A 19,901-nucleotide genomic window follows, 5' to 3' on the forward strand; every position below is an offset into this window, starting at 1 on the left:
AGCATGAACGCCATGAGCGTTCTGCTGTGCTTCCACGCACACCCCGACGACGAGGTGTTCCTCACCGGTGGCGTGATGCGCCGGGCCGCCGACGCCGGGCATCGCGTCGTGCTCGTCGTCGCCACCGACGGTGCCCGCGGCGAATATCCCGATGGGCTGCTCGCGCCCGGCGAATCCCTCGCCGCCCGCCGCACGAAGGAGCTCGAGGAATCGGCCCGGGCGCTGGGTGCGACGCGAGTGGTGCCCTTCGGATACGGCGATTCGGGGATGGCCGGCACGGTCGGCAACCACGATCCGAATGCCTTCGCCAATGCCGATCCGAGCGAGGTGGGGGCCAGGCTGGCCGCCATGATCGAGCAGGAACGCGCCGATGTCGTCACGATCTACGACGCGCACGGCGGCTACGGCCATCCCGATCACGTCCAGGTCCACCGGGCCGGTGTCCACGCCGAACGGATCACCGGACACGATGCCGTCTACGAGGCGTCGAGCAACCGGGACCACCTGATGCGGCTGCTCTCGGCGCTGCCGGACACCCCCGACGACGTGCGCCCACCGGACCTCGGGACCTTCGGCCTGCCGGAATCGGAACTGACCACCGCCGTGGACGTGTCGACGGCACTGGGCGCCAAACGCGCGGCGATGGTCGGCTACGAGTCGCAGATCGGCGACTTCGGGCCGATGCTGAACATGCCCGAGGAACACCTGCGGGCCGCCTTCGGTGTCGAATGGTTCCGGCGCCGCGGTGTTCCGCCCGGGCTGCAGGAGACCGAGCTCCCGCTCTGACCCGAACGATCACGAGGAGAGAAGTGGAACAAAGCATCGAGGTCTCGCGCAACATCGCCGCACCACCATCCGCGGTGTGGCGGGTGCTCACCGCGCTGGACGAGGCGCCCACCACCCTGCGTGCGGTGAAGGCCGTGGAACGACTGGACGGCACCGGCTACGAGGTGGGCACACGGTGGCGGGAGACCCGCGTGATGTTCGGGCAGTCGGCGACCGAGGAGATGCAGGTCGCCGAGGCGGATCCGGAGCGGCGCACCGTCGTCGTCGCCGAATCCCGCGGCGCCCGCTACCGGACCGTCTTCGATCTGATCCCCTCGGCGGGCGGCACGGATCTGTCCGTGGAGTTCTCCGGCGAGAGCGGACCCCTCGGCGCCTTCGCGCAGCTTGCGATGACCCTGTTCGCGCCGCTCGCGAAACGCGCGACCCGCAAGGCCCTCGAACAGGACCTCGCCGACATCGCCGCCGCAGCCGAGCGGGCGGGATGAGCTAGGCGGCGGGAACGGTCTCATCGAGCTTGCCGGTGGTGATCGGTGTGAGCAGAACCGTTGCCCGTTTGACCGTTCCGGCGCTCGGGTACCGCTCCCCTGCACCCTACGAACGAAGGACGGACGTCGATGGACAATGCCCCCAAGCACGGTTCGGGCCGCCCAGAGGACAACGACGACCTCACCGGGCAGAAGATCAAACATCTCGTCGACAAGCTCGAGCAGAAGGTCGAGAAGGAACGCGAGGAGGAGGGTGCGCCCGGCAACGTCGCGGACCGGGTGAAGACGGAGAAGGTCGAGCCCGACGATCAGGCTCCCGAATGAGCCGGCCTCAGGCGTAGATCCGCCCGTAGAGATCGCGGATCTCCTCGGCCGTCGGGATCCTCGGGTTGTTGTTCGGGGATCCCGACGCCAGCGCCTGCTCGGCCATGACCGGGAGCCTCTCGTCCCAGGTCTGCTTGTCGATGCCGTACGACTTCGGTGTCGGCACCTCCACGTCGCGGCACAGTTCCTTCAGCGCGACGACCAGGTCGGCGGCGGCGGTCGCATCCGAGGCGTCCGCCGAAGCCGCGCCGAGGGCGCGGGCACAGTCGGCATAGCGGGACTCGGCCGCGTCCACCGAGAACTCGGTGACCGCGGGGAAAAGCATCGCGTTCGACAGTCCGTGCGCGACGTGGAAGTGCGCGCCGATCGGCCGGCTCATGCCGTGCACCAACGCGACGCTGGAGTTGGAGAACGCGATCCCCGCCTGCGTGGCGGCCAGCATCATCCGCTCCCGCGCCTCGGCATCCTGCCCGTCCGCGTAGACGCGTCGCAGCACCTGTCCGATGGTGCCGATCGCGACCAGCGCGAGGCTGTCGGAGAACGGGTTCGCCTTCCTGCTGACATAGGCCTCGATGGCGTGGGTGAGTGCATCCACGCCGGTGTCCGCGGTCAGGCGCGGGGGCATCGTCAGGGTGAGCCGGTAGTCGACGATCGCGGCGACCGGCAGGAAGGCCAGACCCGGGCACAGCATCTTCTCGTCGGTCTCACTGTCGCTGATGACCGTGAACTGGGTTGCCTCCGAGCCGCTTCCCGCCGTGGTGGGCACAGCGATCACCGGTAGCGCCGGGCCGATGTTGTCGCGCGGCGCCTTGTAGTCGCGCATGTGGCCGCCGTGCCGGGCGAGCAGCCCGAGCGCCTTGGCCGTGTCCATCGGGCTTCCCCCACCGAACCCGATCACGCAGTCGGCGTCGTGCTCGGCGACCGCCGCGACACCCGCTTCGAGCGAGGCTGTGGTGGGGTCGGGCACGGTCTCGGCGAAGACCGCGGGGTGCAGTCCGGCGGCCTCGAGCTGCGCGACCATCCGGTCCACCGCACCCGTGCCGACCAGGAACTTGTCGGTCACCACCAGGGGCCGGGCGAGTCCGAGTCCGGCGACGACCTCCCCGACCTCGTCGACGGCGCCCCCGCCGACGCGCATGATGCGTGGAAGTGCGATGGAAGCCACGTGCGATCCCTCCTCGAGTATCCGGCCGACGCCTCGTGTCTACCGCATCACAGCCGCGAGCGGAGGCATCCGGCGGATCTCGGGGAGTCTCAACTCTCGACGACCCGCAGTCCCGTCTCGCGCTCGCCGGAGCCCTTCCGCGCGGTGAGCCGTCCGAGGCGCTCGAGGTCGTCCGCGCGGTAGCCCGGCCATCCGTGCAGCATGCGACGCCACCGCTCGGGCACCGCGGAGGCACCCCACCGGGCGCCGAGCAGCCCGCCCGCGATGGCCGCGACCGTGTCGGTGTCGTTGCCGGCGCGCACGGCGAGTTCGAGTGCCTCCGGCAGGTGTCCGGGGCCGTCGGTGCGGGCGTGCGTGATCGCCCACCACGCGGCCTGCAGGGCATGGACGACCCAGCCGTTGTTGTCGAACACGCGCGGACTCGGCGCGGTCTCGGCCTCGTCGAGCAGCGCCGTCCACCGCTGTGCGGCGGGCTGCGACAGGTGGGCCAGGGCGACCCGCACCCCGTCGAAGGTGCCGTGGAGGACTGCGTGACGGATCGCGAACGACCACAGCCGGCACGCCTCGGATGCCTGCTCGTCCGCGTGGGTGAGGCTGCTGATCGCATGTGCCGCGGCCAGACACCGCTCGGCGTCGTCGAGGAAGGCGAGCCCGACGGGTGCGGTGCGCATGAGCGATCCGTTGCCGCCGGTGCGCCCCGGGAGGCTGCGGGCGCGCGCCGTCATGGTGGCGGCGGTGGGGCCCGCCTCGCGCAGGACGGCACGCGTCTGGTTGCCGATGTCCTTGGGGTTCGTGGCGTACCAGCGGAGGAACTGCGCCGCGACCGCGTCGAGTCCGGCGCCCTCACCGATGTCGACGCCGGTCGCCGAGACCTCGGCGATGGCGAGGGCCATGGAGGTGTCGTCGGTCCACTCACCGGGCGCGAACGGCCCGAGACCGCCGCCGATCATGTCGATGGGCGTGGCGTCCGTCGGATAGGTGAATTCGTATCCGGCCCCGAGTGCGTCGCCTGCTGCGGTGGCGAGCAGGACTCCGGCGGCCCGGTCGTTCTGTGCTGCGGTCGTTTCCATGAACCCCTCTATTCGATCAAGTCTGCGCTAAAGTTAGCGCATCAATGATTGAATGTCCACCATGGGCACACCGACCGACTCGACCGGCAGGTCGCTCACCGACTACCCGCGCCCCTCGGTAGCCGTGGACGTCGCGGTCCTCACCGTCGACGAAGTACTGAAGGTGCTGGTCGTCGAACGTCCCGACGGCACCTTCGCCCTCCCGGGCACCTTCCTGCACCCCGGCGAGCGACTCGCCGAGGCCGCCGAACGCGCCCTGCGCGACAAGGCCGGACTCACGGGCGTGGACTTCTACCAGCTGGCCATGCTCGACGATCCCGAGCGCGACGACCGCGGGTGGGTGCTGTCGATGGCCCACAGCGCCGCGGTGCCGGTCGCCGAGATCCCCGCCGAAGCGCATCTCGTGCCGACCACCGAGACCTCCGACCTCGCCTTCGACCATGCCGAGATCGTCGACCTGGCCGTCGCCGACCTGCGACGCCGATACTCCGCCGAGGTCGACCCCGGCAACTTCCTCGGCGAGCAGTTCACCGTGCTCGACCTGCGGCTGCTGTACGAAACCGTCTATGCCCGCAGCTATCCCAAGGACACATTCCGCAGGCATCTGCTGCACGGCCTCGAACCCACCGGCGAACTGCGCAGGGAGGGCACGGGCCGGCCCGCCGAGATCTACCGCCGGCGCGACACTCCCCTGCCGTCGTCCACCGCCGCCTTCCTCCTGCAGTGACGCCTCAGAACGCCAGCGCGTGCGCGATCTCCGCGGCGACCGCGACGTTCCCGCGATAGACCGCGACATTCGTCTCGAGCGAGCGCCCCTCGGTGGCCCGGTGCATGTGGTCGAGCAGGAACGGGGTGATCGCCTTCCCGCGCGTCCCGGCCTCCACGGCCGCGCGTTCGGCCTCGGCGAGCACGCGGTCGTGCAGTTCCGGATCGATCTGCGCCTCGGCCGCCACCGGATTCCCGACGAGCACCGCCGACCGCAGACCGAGCCCGTCCCGAGCCCGGGCCACCTCCGCGGCCCGCTGCGCCGACTCCACCTCGTCGACATCGCAGCCGCTGTCGCGCACGTAGAAGCCGGGAAAGCGGGTGGTCCGGTAGCCGACCACGATCACCCCGAGCGTCTCGAGCCGTTCGAGCGTCGCCGGGATGTCGAGGACGGATTTGACGCCGCCGCACACCACCACGATCGGAAGTGTCGCCAGCGCAACGAGATCCGCGCTCTCGTCGAAGGTCGACGCAGCTCCCCGGTGCACGCCGCCGAGCCCGCCCGTGGCGAACACGTCGATCCCGGCGCGATGCGCGAGCAGCGCCGTCGCCGACACCGTCGTCCCGCCGTGCAACTGCTTGGCCGCTGCGACCGGCAGGTCGCGGACACCGAGCTTGACGACCGGGACGTCCTCCGCGCCGAGCATGCGGATCTGCTGTTCCGACAGACCCACCGTGGGTGTCCCGTCGACGACCCCGATGGTCGCGGGCAGCACCCCGGAATCGCGCAGACGTTGCTCGGCGTCGAGCGCGACCTCGATGTTGCGTGGCCGGGTGAGTCCGTGCGTGAAGATCGTCGATTCGAGCGCCACGACCGGCCGCCCGGCCGCGATCGCCTCGCGCACGTAGTCCGCGACGCGGATCGTTTCGCTCATACGACCGACGATAACGCGGCCTAACCGATCGACGCGGCCGTGCGGCGCCCCATCTTCGCGAGGAGCCGGGTCGTACGGTCCGCGTCCTCGGGAGCCGGCACGGCCGGAGCGCAGACACCGTCCATGTAGAGCGCGTCGCCGAAACTGTCGGCGCCGGCCTCCATCCGGTCGAGTTCGGCGTCCGAGAAGGTCGCATCGATCCCGGCGCTGCGCGCGATGTCCCAGCGGTGCACGAGCATGTCCCAGATGTAGAACTGCTCGAAGGTCGCACCCACCGTGGTCGGTCCGAAGTATCCGTCGTAGGTCGTCGAGACGAGTGCGTCATCGGCGAGGATCTCGGCGATTCGTGCCGTGTGCGTCCTCCACGCCTGGGCCGGGCGGTCGGTATCGGGCCGCTCGCCCACCTCGACGCCCCGTCCGGCGAAGAAGTCCCGCTGCGTGTCGATGATGTGGGCCAGGACGTCGCGTGCCGTCCACCCCTCACACGGCGACTGCGCGTCCCAGTCGGTGTCGCGAAGCGACGAGATCACGTCGGTGAGCGGCTTGTCGGCCTCTGCGTGTCGCAGTGCTGTTGTATTCATGACTCGATACTGACGACCGGCGAGGGCGAGGTATTGATGAAACCCGACGGCAGCGACCCCCTCGGCGGTCGCGACGACACCGACCGTGTCGGCGGTCGTGACGACATCGAACGCGCCCACCTGAAGGATCCGCACGACGCCTCGCACACCATCCACCGCTATCCCGCCGCGCCCGACCTCACGGATCTGATGCAGCGGTACTGGATCCCTGTCTGGTCGGTGCCGGCCGGCCGGGAGGCACCCCAGCGGGTGCTGCGCTATCCGGTCTGCCAACTGGTGGTCGCGCACGACTACGCGCGCTTCTACGGCGTCGAGCACGGGCTGTCCACGGTCACCCTCACCGGGGAGGGCTGGGCAGTCGGGGCCATGCTCAGTCCGGCGGCCGGTGCCCTGATCACCGGCACCTCGCTCGCGGCATTCACCGACCGGGCCGTCGACCTCACCGACGTCCTCGGAGATGCCGGTGCGCGTCTGATCACGCGGGTACGCGAGGCGATGGCGCACGGCCCGGACTCCCGCGAGTCGCACCGCGCCGCGACGGAGGTGTTCGACGACCTGCTGCGCGCCTATCTGCCGATCGACGAGGAGGGGCGACTCGTCAACCGGGTGGTGGCGTTCGTCGAGGAGAACTCCGACGTCCTGCGGGTCGAGCAGGTGCGGGCGGAGTTCGGTCTCGGTGAGCGCGCGCTGCAACGCCTCGTCCAGCGACGGATCGGGCTGACGCCGAAGTGGCTGATCCAGCGGCGGCGACTACAGGAGGCCGCCGGTCGCCTGCGCGAGAAACCGGGCTCGTTGTCGGAGGTCGCCGCGGTCCTCGGTTACGCCGACCAGCCGCATTTCGTTCGGGATTTCGCGAGGGTCGTGGGCATGACGCCGGGCGCGTTCGCGGCTCGCTACGGCGGTGGATGACCGCCCTCGTCGGACAGTTCCCTCGGATTCGGGCGGATGTACCACATAGTGGAACGTCCTAAACCTGCGACGCTTCTCGATCAAGTAAATGTAACGAAGCACACAGTGACGACGACCTACCTGTCGAAGCACGAGAAAGAACGAAGGGGTTCATCGTGGGACACGACCGCCTACTTTTCATCGGACGTCCGGATGCGGACGAGGTCGCGCACTGGAGCACTCTGCGCGAACTTGCTCCTCAGCGAGGATGGAAGCCCACCCGGACGTTCGAGCCCGGCGAAGTCGCCTGGGCCGTCGCCGCCGGCAGCGCCTTCGAGCAGTCCGGACCGACCGCCGAGGTGATCCATTCGCTGCAGGAAGCGCACATTCCCTGCACCAGCGCGCTCGACGCGATCCGCCACGCGTACTCGGCCTCGCGCCTGTCGGTCTGACTCGCAGGCGGGTGGCCGCGCCTCAACGTCGCGGTGCGGCCACCCGCTGTGCGTTCTGTCTTCGGGCTAGCCGAAGGGACTGACGTCGAGCCAGGACGCCAGGAACCCGGAGTCGCCGAAGACCTCCACGTCGGCTGCGTCCACAGCGCGCCGACGATAGAGCACCAACAGCAATTCCGTCAGCGGTCCGCGTACCGCCACGGCACTCTTCTCGTGGGCATGCCGCCATGCGAAGTCCTCGCCGGTCAGGTCCACGACCCACTCCGCCGACGTGTCCGTCGCGTGGAAGTGCAGCGTCCGGTCGGGTCCGTGCAACGCGCGGTGCCGTTCGACATCGAGTCGGGGCCAGGTGACCACCGCCAGGTCGAGCCATTCGTCCACGCAGTCCACCGCGAGATCGTGAGCCGGCTCGAAGTCCGCTCCCAGTGCGAGCGCGGCGTCGGCGCGATGCACCACGGTCTCGTGGGCGAAGCGTCTGGCGAAGAACTCCGGGGTCTTCTTGCCGCCCGGGATCGGTGTCCACACCCGCATGTTCGGACCGACCTCCCGCAGCGCGGTGTCGAGTTCGCGCGCTCCTTCCCGCAACCACGGAATCAGTTCGTCCGGATTCTCGTCGACGTAGTCCGACAGCTCCCTCATCGCGCGGTCGGTGCGCGGCATCGCCCCTTCACCGCGGACCGCCTCGCTCGCCCAACGGTGGCCGTAGCCGATGTGCCGGGCGAGCTGACCGACGTTCCATCCCGGGCACGACGGCACCGGTGTGGTCATGTCCTGCCCGGCCAGTGAGTCCACCAGCAGTTCCGTCTGTTCGACGATCTCTCCGCAGTAACGCGCGTAATCCAGCATGCCTGCCCTTCGTGCTCGGCTCCCGTACCCGCCCCGATTCTGCACGGTCGGCCGTAGTCTGGTCGCCATGCCGGCCGACGAGAGTGCACTCGAAGCCCTGTTCCCGCCCACCGGAGTCGCCGCGCTCGCGACGATCAAGCGCGACGGACGACCCCAACTGTCGAACATCACCTACCGGTACGAACCCGCGACCCGCACGTTCTCCGTCTCCATCACCGACGATCGGGCGAAGACCCGGAACATGCGCCGCGACCCGCGTGTGAGCCTCTTCGTCGACTCCGACGACAAGTGGTCCTACGCCGTCGCGGAGGGCGAGGCCGAACTGTCCCCGGTGGCGGCCGATCCCCACGACGACACCGTCGAACAGCTCGTCGAGTTGTATCGAGCGGTGCAGGGCGAGCATCCGGACTGGGACGACTTCCGGACCGCGATGGTCGCCGATCGCAGGTTGCTGCTGCGTGTGCGGGTCTCCCGCTTCTACGGCGCCGCGTGCTGATCCGGGCTTTGTTGTCCTCAAACGATTCTGGTGGTTTCGACGTCGCTGAGCGCGGTCGGGAACACCGAAGTTCGGGATCAGGATTGCTTGCGGAACAGAATCGCGGAAGTCGGACGGCGCGGCGTCGCCGCATCCGGACCCGGTCCCGTGCATACACCGACCCGGATCATCACTTGCGGCACGCCCTCGATGCGGGCCGTTTCCCGCAGGAACGCACGTGAGGATTCGGATTCCGTCAGGTGCGTGACGGAGCAGGTGGCCAGTCCACGGGCGGTGCACGCGAGGAGCACGGCCGATAGGGCTTCACCGCTCCGCAGCCAGTCGAGCCGCGTGTCCGTCGTGGTCGACAGGAGAAGTATCGCGGCTCGGTCCTCCGTCTCTGCCGACTCGCCGGTCGCGTTGCCGGGAGGGAACTCCCGCTCGGTCGCCACCGTGCGCCGTCCCGGTGGGAGTGCGTCCGGAGGTATTCCGTCCGGGTACATCGCATGTCCGGCCCACCAAGAAAGTTCCGTCTGATAGGCAAGCTCGGAGCGGCGTTCGCCGACGATGCGACGGGACAACTCCTCGAGTGCCGGTCGCTCGTGTTCGGCGATGGCACTCAGGCGGACACCCGCGGGTTCGACGAACATCTGCAGAGCGCTCTCGGTCCGAGCCCACTCCTGCGGAGCCCCCATCGGTAACCGCTCGGTACGTCGGCGGCCGATCGCCTCTGCCATCCGGAGGTCGGTGTCGGTCACCGCGTCAACTCGGCGGAAGCGCAGCGTCGCGAGACAACGACGATTCGTCGCGTCCGGCATCCGTTCGACCACGGTCGCCCAGTATCGGGCGATCAACGCCGTCCGGAGATGGTGCAGCACCGCTCCGCAGGACAGCAACATCTGGCGACCGGACGGATCGGTGGCCGGCAGGATGCGATCGTTGTCGCTGAACAACGTGAGTCCGTCCGCGTCCAGGATCCACCGCCACGGCTGACTGTTGTGCAACGACGGCGCGCGACCCGCGAGCGCAACTGCTGACTCGAGAGTCCGACGGTCCGGCATCGTCTCCACTGCTGCCTCCGGGTTTCGAAAGCGTCACCTTCCAGTGTCACGTACAGCCATCGGATTTCGACGAGATTCTCGCGGGACGACCGTAAGCTGAACGGGTGTACTCGTACAAGGTGATCGAGATCCGCGAGGGCATGCTCGGCGGGAAGATGTCCGGCGGCAAGCTCGAGAAGATCCTCAACGATCATGCCCGAGATGGGTGGCGCCTGAAGGCGATCACCTCCGCCGACATCAAGGGACGGATCGGTCCCGGTGGCGTCGAGGGAATGCTCGTGACGTTCGAACGCGAAGAGTAGAAGTCATGTCGCAGCGGATGCCGGTACCCACCGGTAGCGGCAGTAGCTCCTGTCGGCCGTTGCCGGCGACCTGAGCCGAAGGACGGACAGGTGTCGTCGCAGCCGGAGGTCCGCTCGGGTTCGACACTGGTACTCGCAGTGCTGGCGTCGGGCCAGTTCCTGATGACGCTCGACAGCTCGGTGATGAACGTGTCGATGGCGACCGTCGCGCAGGACGTCGGCACCACGATCACCGGCATCCAGACCGCGATCACCCTCTACACCCTGGTGATGGCATCCTTGATGATCACCGGCGGAAAGGTCGGCACGATCCTTGGTCGACGTCGTGCGTTCGGCATCGGACTGGTGATCTACGGCATCGGCTCGTTCGTCACGGGACTCGCCCCCAACCTTGCGGTCCTGCTGCTGGGATGGTCGTTGCTCGAAGGTATCGGCGCAGCCCCGATCATGCCGGCGATCGTCTCGCTCGTCGCGGCCAACTTCCCTCCCGAACGACGTGCCGCAGCGTACGGCCTGGTGGCAGCGGCCGGTGCGTCGGCCGTGGCCGTGGGGCCGTTGCTCGGCGGGGCGGTCACGACATTCGCGTCGTGGCGCTACGTCTTCTTCGGTGAGGTCGTCCTCGTGGCGCTGATCCTGCTGGTGCTGCGTCGCATCGAGGACGTTCCCCCTCACCGCGTCCACCTCGATCTCGTGGGATCTGCTCTGTCCGTCGTCGGTTTGGGATCCGTCGTCTACGGCGTCCTGCGCTCGAGCGAGTGGGGCTGGGTCCGGGCCGCGCCCGGCGGTCCCGCCGTACTCGGCCTGTCCCCGGTCATCTGGCTTCTCGTGGCGGGCTCGCTTGTGCTCTACGCATTCGTGCGGTGGCAGACCGCTCTCATGGACAAGGGACGCGATCCGCTCGTCGATCCGAGGATGTTCGCCAACCGACAACTCGTCGGCGGGCTGACGATGTTCTTCGCGCAGTTCGCGGTGCAGGCCGGAGTCTTCTTCTCCGTCCCTCTCTTCCTATCGGTCGTACTCGAACTCAGCGCGGTCGAGACCGGTGTGCGGATCCTGCCGTTGTCGATCGCGCTGGTGCTGGCCGCAACAGTGATCCCGAAAGTGCGACCCCACGCCGATCCCCGACGCGTCGTGCGCATCGGCCTGGGTTCGATGATCCTGGGAATCCTGATCCTCGTCGCCGGTATGGACCCGGGTGCCGATGCGGCCGTGGTGTCGATCCCCATGTTGTTGATGGGTCTCGGGCTGGGGGCGCTGGCTTCCCAGCTCGGCGCGGTCACGGTCTCGTCGGTACCGGATTCCGAGAGCGCCGAGGTCGGCGGTTTGCAGAACACCGCAACGAATCTCGGGGCGTCGCTGGGCACCGCGCTGATCGGATCGATCCTGATCGCCACCCTCACCACGTCGGTCGTCGCAGGAATCGAGAACAACCCCGACATCCCGTCGTCGGTTCAGCAGCAGGCGACCACCGAGCTGGCCACCGGTGTGCCGTTCCTGTCCACGACGCAGTTGCAGGCCGGGCTCGACGAGGCGGGTGTCGACCCGTCCACCGCGGAAGCACTCGTCGCGGTCAACGCCGACGCGCGACTCGAAGCGCTGCGCGCCGCGTTCGCCGTGACATTGCTCCTCGCGATCGCGGCGCTGTTCGGGACCGGACGGCTGCCGCGACGAGCGGTCGGAACACCCCCGCCCTAGAAAACTTCGGCGGTGCGCGGGTCAGGACGCGAGCAGACGGCGGAACGAGCTGCGGTGGAACACGATGGGTTCGACGTCGGCGTCGGTGAGCAGTTCGTTGATGCGAAGCACGACGATGGCGTGATCGCCCGCCGGGACCTCCTGCTCCACCGTCACGTCCATGCGCACGCTCGTGCCGGACACGAACAGGGCACCGCCCTCGCGGCTCTCGATGTCGATTCCGGCGAAGCGGTCGCCGTTCTTCGCGGCGAGCACCCGCGCGGCACCGTCGTGCTCCTCGCTGAGCACGCTGATGCCCAGGTGCGGGAGCGACGACAGTCGCGGCCACGTGGTCGAGGTGTTCTGCACGCAGAACGAGACGAGCGGCGGGTCGAGCGACACCGGAACGAAGGTGCTCGCCGCCATCCCGATCCGCTCCCCGTCCACCTCCGCGCAGATCGCGACGACGCCCGAGGGAACGTGCGCGAATGCCTGACGCAGAGACGGTCCGTCGAGAGTGGTCATGAGGCGGCCTCGTTTCGGAGTGCGGCGGACAGCACCGGCGACCAGCGTTCGGCGTAGTCCGCAATACGGGTATCGGTTGTGTAGGTCGAATCGTGAAGATACAGGCCGGGCGCCGGGCTCGTGGCGCCCAGTTCCACCAGGACGGGCTTGAGCAGCAGGTCGGGCGCGAGTGCGTGAGCGGGCCCGGCACCGAGCATGAGCGGCACGGCGACGACGTCGCGCAACCCGTCACCGGTGGCGAACTGGTCGAGGAACAACTTGAGGACGCCCGTGTAGGTGGCCTTGAAGGTGGGGCTCGCGAATACCACGAGAACGGCGGCCGCGACGGTCTCGACCGCGGCGGCGACCTTCTCGTCGCCCCAGCCGAGCAGTCCCGCTCCGAGTGTGATCACGTCCACAACGTGATCGGGCTCTCGTCCGGTAAGCGCCGTGGCGAGGCGGGCTCCGGCGTCGAGGGTTCGAGATGCGGGCTTCGGGTTGCCCGCGACGACAACGATCGTCACTGGAGTTCACCTTCCGGATCGGCCCTCCGGTGGAGAGCGGAGTACCCCGCCATCCTTCTCCCCGGTCACACGTACCGGAACCGTTTCGATCCTTACGAGCGGAAACCTCGACGCCCCCTCGGTAGGGTCGGGTGGATGAGTGTCGCGGATTCACAGTCAGCCCCCACCGACGGTCTCGCGGGATGGGCGCTCGACCTGATGGACCGCCTCGGCGGTGTCGGTGCCGGCATCGCCATCGCACTCGAGAACTTCTTCCCTCCGCTGCCCAGCGAGGTCATCCTGCCGCTCGCCGGATTCGCCGCGAGCCTGGGCAGTTTCACCCTGTTCGGTGCGCTGTTCTGGACGACCCTCGGTTCGGTGGTCGGCGCTCTCGGCCTGTATTCGATCGGCCGCTGGGTGGGTGAGGACCGGATCCGTAAGGTCGTGCGGAAGTTGCCGCTCGTCGACGTGGAGGACCTCGATCGTTCGACCGCGTGGTTCGAGCGGCACGGACGCAAGGCCGTCTTCTTCGGCCGGATGGTGCCTGTCTTCCGGAGTCTCATCTCCATCCCTGCCGGTGTCACGCAGATGCCGATCTGGCAGTTCCTCGTCTTCACCACCACGGGCAGTCTGATCTGGAACTCGATCTTCGTGCTGGCCGGTTACCAGCTCGGCGAGAACTGGAGCGCCGTGGAACCGTATGCCTCGGTGCTGCAGTACGTCGTGATCGCCGTCGTCGTCGCGGTAATCGCCTACGGGCTCGTCCGTCGCATCCGCTCGCGCGCGAAGAACACCGCTTCGGACAACCGCAACTGACGGTCAGCCCCACACGGTGATCGCAGTGCATGCACCCGCCACGACCAGCACCGTGACGATGTCCCCGAGCCGCAGTCGCAGCGGTGGGCGGGTCGCCGATCGAGGACCCCGCACCGACAGTGCGTCGCCGAGATCGCGGATCTGCCGCATCGACACCGACACCACCGCGCCGACGGCGTCGATCACCTCCTGCCACCATCCCGCCGGATTGCGGAAGCCGGGCCGGCCGCGGACCTTGCGGGCGGCGAACAGCACGCGCATCTCGGCACGCACGGTCGGCAGCATCCGCAGCGCCAGCGCGCACACCGTCACCCATTCGTCGACGGGCAGCCGCAACAACCGCAGCGGGGCGAACAGGACGGGCAGGGCGTCGACGAGATCGGACAGCCGCGTCGTCCACCCGACCAGCGACGCGAGGACCAGCAGACCCACGCCGAGCACGATCGTCCGGACGTAGGCGGTGAGTCCGCCACCCGCAGCGTTGAGGACCAGGCCGACGGCGAGGACCGCGAACACCCACCACGGGATCGTCGGGACCACCCCGCGGGGGATCCGCGCGACGAGCACGCCCACGACCAGCACGGCGAGCAGGATGCCGAGCCCGGTCCAGCTCGGCGCGAAACTCACCGCCACCGACAGCGCCGCTGCCGACAGCACCTTCGTACCGGCCCACACCCGGTGCAGGGGTGTCTCCCGCGGCACGGGCCGCAGCAGGATGATGGGGCGGCGCTGCCGCGTACGTGTGCGACTCATGCGATCACCGCTCCCGTCTGCTCCACGATGCGTCCGTCCTCGAGCACCACGGTGCGCGAGCACACCTCTTCCATGCCGTGCAGGTCGTGGGAGATGACGATGATCGTGACGTGCTCGACCGCGCGCAGGTGGGCGAGGATCGACACGACCTCGCGGCGGCCCTGCAGGTCCAGCCCGGCCAGCGGTTCGTCGAGTACGAGCACCCGCGGGGTGCGGGCGAGTTGGGCGGCGATCGCGACCCGCCGCATCTCTCCTCCGCTCAGCCGGTCGATCGGTCGGTCGATCAGTTCGGGACGCAGACCCACCCGGTGCAGGACGGCGGCGACGTAACCGCGGTCGGTGTGCGGGAGTCCGGCCACCTCGGAGATCTCCTGCGCGACGGTCGGTCGCTGCAGCTGGAGCCGGGCCTGCTGGAAGACCATGCCTACTTCCCCGTGCAGGTCGGCGGTCGGGGTGTCGTGCAGGACGGCCGTTCCGTGCGTGGGGCGCATCAGTCCGGCGACGATCCACGCGAGCGTCGACTTGCCCGAACCGTTCTCCCCGACGACGAGCATTCCTTCGCCGCGGCAGATCGTCAGCGACACCTCGCGCAGGGCGGTGTGCGCCCAGGGCGTGCCGGCCGCGTAGACGTGCGTGACGTCGCGTAGTTCGAGAACCGGCTGCGGGAAGGACGGGGCGGTCGCCGGGACCGGCGACGGCAGTGGCTGCGGCGCAACCCGCGGGACGATCCGGCCGTCGGCGATGTGCACGACGCGGTCTGCGGCGCGGGCTTCGTCGTCGAGGTGGGTGACGAGCACGACCGCGGTGCCGTCGTGCGCGACGTCCGCGAGCAGGCGGATCAGGTCCGCGCGACTGTCCGCGTCGACCATCGCGGTGATCTCGTCGGCGATGAGCAGTGCGGGTCGCCGGGCCAGTGCGCCCGCCAGTGCCAGTCGCTGGAGTTGCCCGCCGGACAGATCCTCCGTGGCGCGGTCCTCCATCCCGGCGAGGCCGACGCGGGCGAGCAGATCCTCGACGTCGACGTCGTCGATCCCCCACCGCAGGTCCTCGGCGACCGTGCGACCGAGCACCTGACTCTCGGGATGCTGCAGGATCATCGCGGTGCCACCGGGGCGTCCCGGCCCGACGGGCCCGGGACGGTCGACCAGGCCGACGGTCGGCTCCAGTCCCGCGAGCAGCCGCACGAGTGTCGACTTGCCCGAGCCGTTGCCGCCGACGATCGCGACGAACTCCCCCGGGTCGATCGTGAGGTCGATGTCCGACAGGGCGTCGCGGTCGGTTCCCGGATACCGGTAGCCGGCCAGACGCAGTGCGACGGGCAGCGGAGCCGGGTCGGCCGTGGGGTCCTGCTCGGGCCAGTCGACCGATCGGGTCGCCCACGTACTGCGCAGGGCGACCACCCGGAAGATCCCGAAGCACAGCAGTGCGGTGCCCACGGTCCCGATGAGCACTGCGCCACCGATCCACACCCACCACAGCCGCACCATGATCTCGAGGGTCCGGTCCCAGGTGTCGACGAACTGCTGGCCCGCACCCGCTGCCTCGAACGCCCGGATCGTGCCGCGCATGGATGCTTCGAGGGCCTCGAGCAGCAGCACCCGGGTCCGGTCGAACAGCAACAGCAGACCACAGGCGGCGGCCGCGAGCAGCAACCCCGCCGGGACGGATCCGGCCAGCACCGCGAGCACCGCCGCGTGACCCCACCGACGGTGCGCGAACCCGACGAGGGTTCCGATACCGGACAGGACGACGACCGCGGCGACGGCGAACGGCCCACCGGCCACGAGCGCAACGACCCCGGCGGCGACCGTCGCGGCGACGATCGCGCGCAGGCGGCCGGTCGCAGCGAGGAAGGCGACGGGCAGCGCGACCAGCACCTGGGCGACACCGACGGGTATCAGTCCCGCGACGACCGACAGCACAGCCGTCAACGTCCCGAAGACCGCCGCTGCGGCGGCCTCCGGTGGTCGTAGAGGTCCCCGTGTCCTGGTCACCGATCGCACCGGGCCCAGTCTGCCAGCCGCTAGTGCGACCGCACGTTCTCCGGTGGCGTCATCTCCACCCGCACTCCGACGAGCCGGACCTCGCGTTCGTGATCGAAGCGGTCGAGCAGTCCGACGGCCGCGTCCGTGACGGTCGTGAGATCCGTGGTGGGCGACGGAAGAGCGACGCTCGCGGTGTGGGTGACGAACGGCGCGTAGCGGATCTTCAGCGCGACCCGCACTCCTTGCCGTCCCTCCCCGCGGACGTCGTCGACGGCCCGCGCCGCGAGGTCGCGTACGCACCCGACGATCGCGTTCCAGTCGCCGACGTTGTGCTGGAAGGTCGTCTCCCGACTACGTGACCGCGCCACCCACGGTTCCGCCGACACCTCCGTCGAGCCCGCACCGGCGCCGAGGCCAACGAGCCACGGACCGATCTTGGGTCCGAACCGCGCTGCCATCTCGTCGACCGGGGCACGCGCCAGCTCGCGGACCGTGCGGATGCCCATGGCGTCGAGCTTCTTCACCGTGCGCGAACCGATGCCCCACAGCGAATCGGGTGAGCGCTCCCCCATCACCTCGAACCAGTTGTCGCGCGTCAACCGGAAGATCCCGCGTGGCTTCCCGAATCCCGTCGCGATCTTCGCGCGCAGGACGTTGTCGCCGACCCCGACGGAACAGTGCAGACCGGTCGCGTCGAGCACGGCGGCCTGCACCGCGCGTGCGAACGCCTCCGGATCGTCGGTCTGCACACCCATGAACGCCTCGTCCCAGCCGAGCACGTCGACGACCGTGCCGAAGCCGCGAAGGGTGTCCATCACGACCTGCGACACCTCGTTGTAGGTATCGGCGTCGACGGGCAGGAACACCGCGTCGGGGATCTTGCGCGCCGCGACGCGCAGCGGCATCCCCGACCCCACCCCGTGCTCCCGTGCCTCGTACGACGCGGTCGAGACCACTCCGCGCTCGGTGGGATCGCCGCGACCGCCGACCACCACCGGCCGGCCCGCCAACTCCGGATTGCGCAGCACCTCGACCGCGGCGATGAACTGGTCGAGGTCGACGTGGAGGACCCACTGGTCGATGCCGGGCGTGCCCATGCCGACAACCGTAGGACGCGCGGTAAGTGTGCGTTCGAGAATTCCGACAGTGTCCGGGTTCGCTCGCCGAACCGAGGTTTGCCCCTGCTGCAGCAGGGGCGAACCTCGGTTCGTGCAGCGAGGATCCGATTCAGTTCTGCGCCGCGGGCAGCATGTGCCCCATCCGTCGCCGCTTCGTCTCGAGATACCGCACGTTCGCCGGTGCGACGCCGACGTGCAGCGGCTCCCGCCCTGCGACGACGATGCCGTTGTCCTCGAGTCCGGCGATCTTGGCGGGGTTGTTGGTGAGCAGTCGCACCGAGCCGATGCCGAGATCGTGGAGTATCACCGCGGCACCGCCGTATTCAGGCTCCGGGCCGTGACGTGCGGGACGTACCCCATCTCCTTCGCGAGAGCCCGGATGCGCAGGCGGGTCTTCTCCACGACGCGCGGGTCGTCGCGCAGGGCACGCGAGACCGTCGATTGCGACACCCTGCGCGGGGGGCGACGTCGTAACTGGTGACCGACCTGTTCCCCATTCCCGGATTGTAGGGACACGAGACAGGGAGAGCAGAGTTCACGCGGAGAACAGGACGAACCCTCCGGCCTCTCCCGCGCATTCGCTACGACTCCTGCTATCCGCTGCAGAAATTTCCGTAGCGGATGACCATTGCTGTAGCGGATGGACGATCACATGATGTGGTGCCGACCCACGGGCAGGACGAGCGGCTTGCCGGAGACCGGATCGGAGATCACGCGACTGTCCAGACCGAAGACCGCCTTCACCGTCTCCCCGGTGAGCACATCGGAGGGATCCCCCGACGCGTAGATGCTGCCGTCGGCCATCGCGACGAGGTGGTCGGCGTACCGCGCGGCGAGGTTGAGGTCGTGCAGGACCATGACGATCGTCGTACCGCGATCGCGGTTGAGGTCGGTGAGCAGGTCGAGGACCTCCACCTGGTGGCTGACGTCGAGGAAGGTGGTGGGTTCGTCGAGCAGCAGCACGTCGGTCTGCTGCGCCAGCACCATCGCGATCCACACGCGCTGCCGCTGACCGCCCGACAGTTCGTCCACGGAACGCTCGGCGAGTTCGGTGGTGTGGGTGGCGGCGAGTGCATCGGCCACGGCCGCGTCGTCCTCGCGGCTCCAGCGCGAGAGCACCCGTTGATGAGGATGCCGACCGCGGCCCACGAGGTCGGCGACGACGATGCCCTCGGGTGCGATCGGCGACTGCGGCAACAGACCGAGGGTGCGGGCGAGTTTCTTGGCGGGCAAGCGGTGGACGTCCTTGCCGTCGAGCAGGACGTGCCCGCCGCGCGGCGACAACAATCGCGACATCGACCGCAGCAGCGTCGATTTCCCGCACGCGTTGGCGCCGACGATGCACGTGATCCGACCAGGCGGCACCTTCAGATCGAGATTTTCGACGACGGTGCGGTTGCCGTAGCCGAGTTCGAGATTCTCGGCGATCAGGGTGTGCGTTGCGGTCACAGCGAGCCTCCCGCGCGGTTGGAGCGAATGATGAGGTAGACGAGATAGGGCGCGCCGAGCGCACCCGTCACCACCCCCACCGGGTAGCGCGTGCCGAAGGCGTACTGGCCGACGAAATCCGCGACCAGCACGAGCAGCGCCCCGACGAGTGCCGCCGGGACGAACAGCGACGTGCCCCGCCCCACGATCCGCGCGGCGATCGGGCCGGACAGGAAGGCGACGAACGCGATGGGTCCGGCCGCGGCGGTGGCGAACGCGATGAGCCCGACCGCGGAGACGATCGCGAACACCCGCGTGCGTTCGACCCGCACGCCGAGTGCCTGCGCCGCGTCGTCGCCGAGCTGGACCATCGACAGGTTGCGTGTCTGCACGAGCAGCACGGGCCCGAGCACCAGGAGGGCGACGACGACGGGCACCGTCGCACCCCACGTCGCACCGTTGAGGCTGCCGGTGAGCCAGCGCATCGTCTCCTGCAGATCCCACGTCGCCGCGGTGCTCAGGAGGTAGGACGTGACGCTGTCGAGCATGGCGGCGATACCGATGCCGATGAGGATCAGGCGCGTGCCCGCCACCCCGCCGCGATAGGACAGTCCGTAGATCAGGAGAGCCACGGCGAGACCGGCGACGATCGCGACGACCGACACCCCGGTGCCACCGAGTCCGAGCACGATGATGGCGAAGGCCGCCGCGGCGCTCGCGCCGGAGCTGATGCCGATGATGTCGGGGCTCGCGAGCGGATTGCGCAGCATCGTCTGGAAGGTGATGCCACCGAGGCCGAAGCAGATGCCGGCGACCACCGCGAGGACCGCGCGGGGGAGCCGCAGGCGGCCGACCGTGAAGTTCGCGCCGGCCACGTCCTGTCCGAGGACGACGCGCAGCACGTCCGCGGGCGGATAGAACGTCCGGCCGAACATCAGACTCGCCGCGAAGGCCGCGACCACGAGGGTTGCGAGCACGGCGATGACGAGACGGCGTCGGCGTCCGCGTCGTACCCGGTTCGCGGCGAGTTCGTCGATGCCGGTGT

At 69.2% G+C, this 19,901-nt stretch carries 23 protein-coding genes and 2 pseudogenes; 10 read left to right on the forward strand and 15 right to left on the reverse strand.

What is annotated here, in order from left to right; translation table 11 throughout:
* The first annotated feature begins 12 nt into the window (after positions 1-12).
* The 3 genes from B9C99_RS17530 (at position 13) to B9C99_RS17540 (ending at position 1,595) form a co-directional block, all read left to right on the forward strand.
* A complete protein-coding gene (locus B9C99_RS17530) occupies positions 13-786 on the forward strand; it encodes a PIG-L deacetylase family protein (RefSeq protein WP_172414992.1) in 774 nt (257 codons plus the stop codon).
* Positions 787-809: 23 nt separating this feature from the next.
* Positions 810-1,271: an SRPBCC family protein gene (locus B9C99_RS17535; RefSeq protein WP_088898733.1), complete on the forward strand. Its 462-nt coding sequence runs from the start codon at positions 810-812 to the stop codon at positions 1,269-1,271.
* Positions 1,272-1,400: 129 nt separating this feature from the next.
* Positions 1,401-1,595, forward strand: a complete 195-nt coding sequence (locus tag B9C99_RS17540) for a hypothetical protein (RefSeq protein WP_060654362.1) — start codon at positions 1,401-1,403, stop codon at positions 1,593-1,595.
* Between the two features lie 7 nt (positions 1,596-1,602).
* Here the strand turns inward: B9C99_RS17540 and B9C99_RS17545 are convergent, their stop codons facing one another.
* Positions 1,603-2,733 (reverse strand): iron-containing alcohol dehydrogenase, encoded by a 1,131-nt coding sequence (locus B9C99_RS17545; RefSeq protein WP_088898777.1) that lies wholly within the window; start codon positions 2,731-2,733, stop codon positions 1,603-1,605.
* Between the two features lie 116 nt (positions 2,734-2,849).
* Positions 2,850-3,830 carry an ADP-ribosylglycohydrolase family protein gene (locus B9C99_RS17550; RefSeq protein ID WP_016692058.1) on the reverse strand — a complete coding sequence of 327 codons (981 nt, stop codon included), beginning with the start codon at positions 3,828-3,830 and terminating at the stop codon, positions 2,850-2,852.
* A 61-nt stretch (positions 3,831-3,891) separates the two neighbouring features.
* Between B9C99_RS17550 and B9C99_RS17555 the strand changes: the two genes are divergently transcribed.
* Positions 3,892-4,557 (forward strand): NUDIX domain-containing protein, encoded by a 666-nt coding sequence (locus B9C99_RS17555; RefSeq protein WP_088898734.1) that lies wholly within the window; start codon positions 3,892-3,894, stop codon positions 4,555-4,557.
* Positions 4,558-4,561: 4 nt separating this feature from the next.
* On the opposite strand, the gene B9C99_RS17560 is transcribed toward B9C99_RS17555, so the two are convergent.
* Complete coding sequence (locus B9C99_RS17560; RefSeq protein ID WP_088898735.1) at positions 4,562-5,470, reverse strand: pseudouridine-5'-phosphate glycosidase; 909 nt, start codon at positions 5,468-5,470, stop codon at positions 4,562-4,564.
* 20 nt (positions 5,471-5,490) lie between these two features.
* Positions 5,491-6,051, reverse strand: a complete 561-nt coding sequence (locus tag B9C99_RS17565; RefSeq protein ID WP_088898736.1) for a maleylpyruvate isomerase family mycothiol-dependent enzyme — start codon at positions 6,049-6,051, stop codon at positions 5,491-5,493.
* Positions 6,052-6,087: 36 nt separating this feature from the next.
* Here B9C99_RS17565 and B9C99_RS17570 point away from each other — a divergent pair, with 36 nt between their 5' ends.
* Both B9C99_RS17570 and B9C99_RS17575 read left to right on the forward strand, forming a co-directional pair.
* Positions 6,088-6,960 (forward strand): AraC family transcriptional regulator, encoded by an 873-nt coding sequence (locus B9C99_RS17570; protein ID WP_088898737.1) that lies wholly within the window; start codon positions 6,088-6,090, stop codon positions 6,958-6,960.
* A gap of 155 nt (positions 6,961-7,115) precedes the next feature.
* Positions 7,116-7,391, forward strand: coding sequence for a hypothetical protein (locus B9C99_RS17575; protein WP_088898738.1), 276 nt, complete (start codon positions 7,116-7,118; stop codon positions 7,389-7,391).
* 66 nt (positions 7,392-7,457) lie between these two features.
* Here B9C99_RS17575 and B9C99_RS17580 read toward each other — a convergent pair whose 3' ends face one another.
* Positions 7,458-8,237: a maleylpyruvate isomerase family mycothiol-dependent enzyme gene (locus B9C99_RS17580; protein WP_088898739.1), complete on the reverse strand. Its 780-nt coding sequence runs from the start codon at positions 8,235-8,237 to the stop codon at positions 7,458-7,460.
* A 67-nt stretch (positions 8,238-8,304) separates the two neighbouring features.
* On the opposite strand from B9C99_RS17580, the gene B9C99_RS17585 reads away from it, so the two are divergent.
* Complete coding sequence (locus B9C99_RS17585; protein ID WP_088898740.1) at positions 8,305-8,733, forward strand: PPOX class F420-dependent oxidoreductase; 429 nt, start codon at positions 8,305-8,307, stop codon at positions 8,731-8,733.
* 77 nt (positions 8,734-8,810) lie between these two features.
* On the opposite strand, the gene B9C99_RS17590 is transcribed toward B9C99_RS17585, so the two are convergent.
* A complete protein-coding gene (locus B9C99_RS17590; RefSeq protein ID WP_172414993.1) occupies positions 8,811-9,773 on the reverse strand; it encodes a nitroreductase family protein in 963 nt (320 codons plus the stop codon).
* Between the two features lie 104 nt (positions 9,774-9,877).
* On the opposite strand from B9C99_RS17590, the gene B9C99_RS17595 reads away from it, so the two are divergent.
* Both B9C99_RS17595 and B9C99_RS17600 read left to right on the forward strand, forming a co-directional pair.
* On the forward strand, positions 9,878-10,075 hold the full coding sequence (locus tag B9C99_RS17595; RefSeq protein ID WP_006552868.1) for a DUF4177 domain-containing protein: 198 nt from the start codon (positions 9,878-9,880) through the stop codon (positions 10,073-10,075).
* 90 nt (positions 10,076-10,165) lie between these two features.
* Positions 10,166-11,770: an MFS transporter gene (locus tag B9C99_RS17600; protein WP_088898742.1), complete on the forward strand. Its 1,605-nt coding sequence runs from the start codon at positions 10,166-10,168 to the stop codon at positions 11,768-11,770.
* 21 nt (positions 11,771-11,791) lie between these two features.
* On the opposite strand, the gene B9C99_RS17605 is transcribed toward B9C99_RS17600, so the two are convergent.
* Positions 11,792-12,274 carry a flavin reductase family protein gene (locus tag B9C99_RS17605; protein WP_016692074.1) on the reverse strand — a complete coding sequence of 161 codons (483 nt, stop codon included), beginning with the start codon at positions 12,272-12,274 and terminating at the stop codon, positions 11,792-11,794.
* The gene (locus B9C99_RS17610) at positions 12,271-12,777 is read right to left on the reverse strand and encodes an NADPH-dependent FMN reductase (RefSeq protein ID WP_088898743.1); all 507 of its coding nucleotides are present in this window, start codon (positions 12,775-12,777) and stop codon (positions 12,271-12,273) included. The genes B9C99_RS17605 and B9C99_RS17610 overlap by 4 nt, the downstream gene beginning before the upstream one ends.
* Before the next feature lie 135 nt (positions 12,778-12,912).
* Between B9C99_RS17610 and B9C99_RS17615 the strand changes: the two genes are divergently transcribed.
* Positions 12,913-13,572, forward strand: a complete 660-nt coding sequence (locus B9C99_RS17615) for a DedA family protein (protein WP_088898744.1) — start codon at positions 12,913-12,915, stop codon at positions 13,570-13,572.
* Between the two features lie 3 nt (positions 13,573-13,575).
* Here the strand turns inward: B9C99_RS17615 and B9C99_RS17620 are convergent, their stop codons facing one another.
* The 7 genes and pseudogenes from B9C99_RS17620 to B9C99_RS17650 all read right to left on the reverse strand — a co-directional run bounded on the left by B9C99_RS17620 (position 13,576) and on the right by B9C99_RS17650 (position 19,893).
* A complete protein-coding gene (locus B9C99_RS17620) occupies positions 13,576-14,325 on the reverse strand; it encodes an energy-coupling factor transporter transmembrane protein EcfT (RefSeq protein ID WP_088898745.1) in 750 nt (249 codons plus the stop codon).
* Positions 14,322-16,319, reverse strand: a complete 1,998-nt coding sequence (locus B9C99_RS17625) for an ABC transporter ATP-binding protein (RefSeq protein ID WP_216359309.1) — start codon at positions 16,317-16,319, stop codon at positions 14,322-14,324. Before B9C99_RS17625 ends, B9C99_RS17620 begins: the two co-directional genes overlap by 4 nt.
* A gap of 29 nt (positions 16,320-16,348) precedes the next feature.
* Entirely contained in the window at positions 16,349-17,407 is a 1,059-nt protein-coding gene (locus tag B9C99_RS17630; protein ID WP_088898747.1) for a DNA polymerase IV, read from the reverse strand.
* 130 nt (positions 17,408-17,537) lie between these two features.
* A pseudogene (locus B9C99_RS17635) lies at positions 17,538-17,753 on the reverse strand (bifunctional 3,4-dihydroxy-2-butanone-4-phosphate synthase/GTP cyclohydrolase II); the annotation flags it as partial.
* Positions 17,753-17,925: pseudogene (locus tag B9C99_RS25905) on the reverse strand (LacI family DNA-binding transcriptional regulator); the annotation flags it as partial. The pseudogenes B9C99_RS17635 and B9C99_RS25905, both read right to left, overlap by 1 nt.
* A gap of 151 nt (positions 17,926-18,076) precedes the next feature.
* Positions 18,077-18,877 carry an ABC transporter ATP-binding protein gene (locus tag B9C99_RS17645; protein ID WP_088898748.1) on the reverse strand — a complete coding sequence of 267 codons (801 nt, stop codon included), beginning with the start codon at positions 18,875-18,877 and terminating at the stop codon, positions 18,077-18,079.
* A complete protein-coding gene (locus tag B9C99_RS17650) occupies positions 18,874-19,893 on the reverse strand; it encodes an iron chelate uptake ABC transporter family permease subunit (RefSeq protein ID WP_088898778.1) in 1,020 nt (339 codons plus the stop codon). The genes B9C99_RS17645 and B9C99_RS17650 overlap by 4 nt, the downstream gene beginning before the upstream one ends.
* Positions 19,894-19,901: the final 8 nt, after the last annotated feature.

Origin of the sequence: Rhodococcus sp. BUPNP1 (genome assembly GCF_002215235.1) — a bacterium.
Lineage (GTDB): Bacteria > Actinomycetota > Actinomycetes > Mycobacteriales > Mycobacteriaceae > Rhodococcus.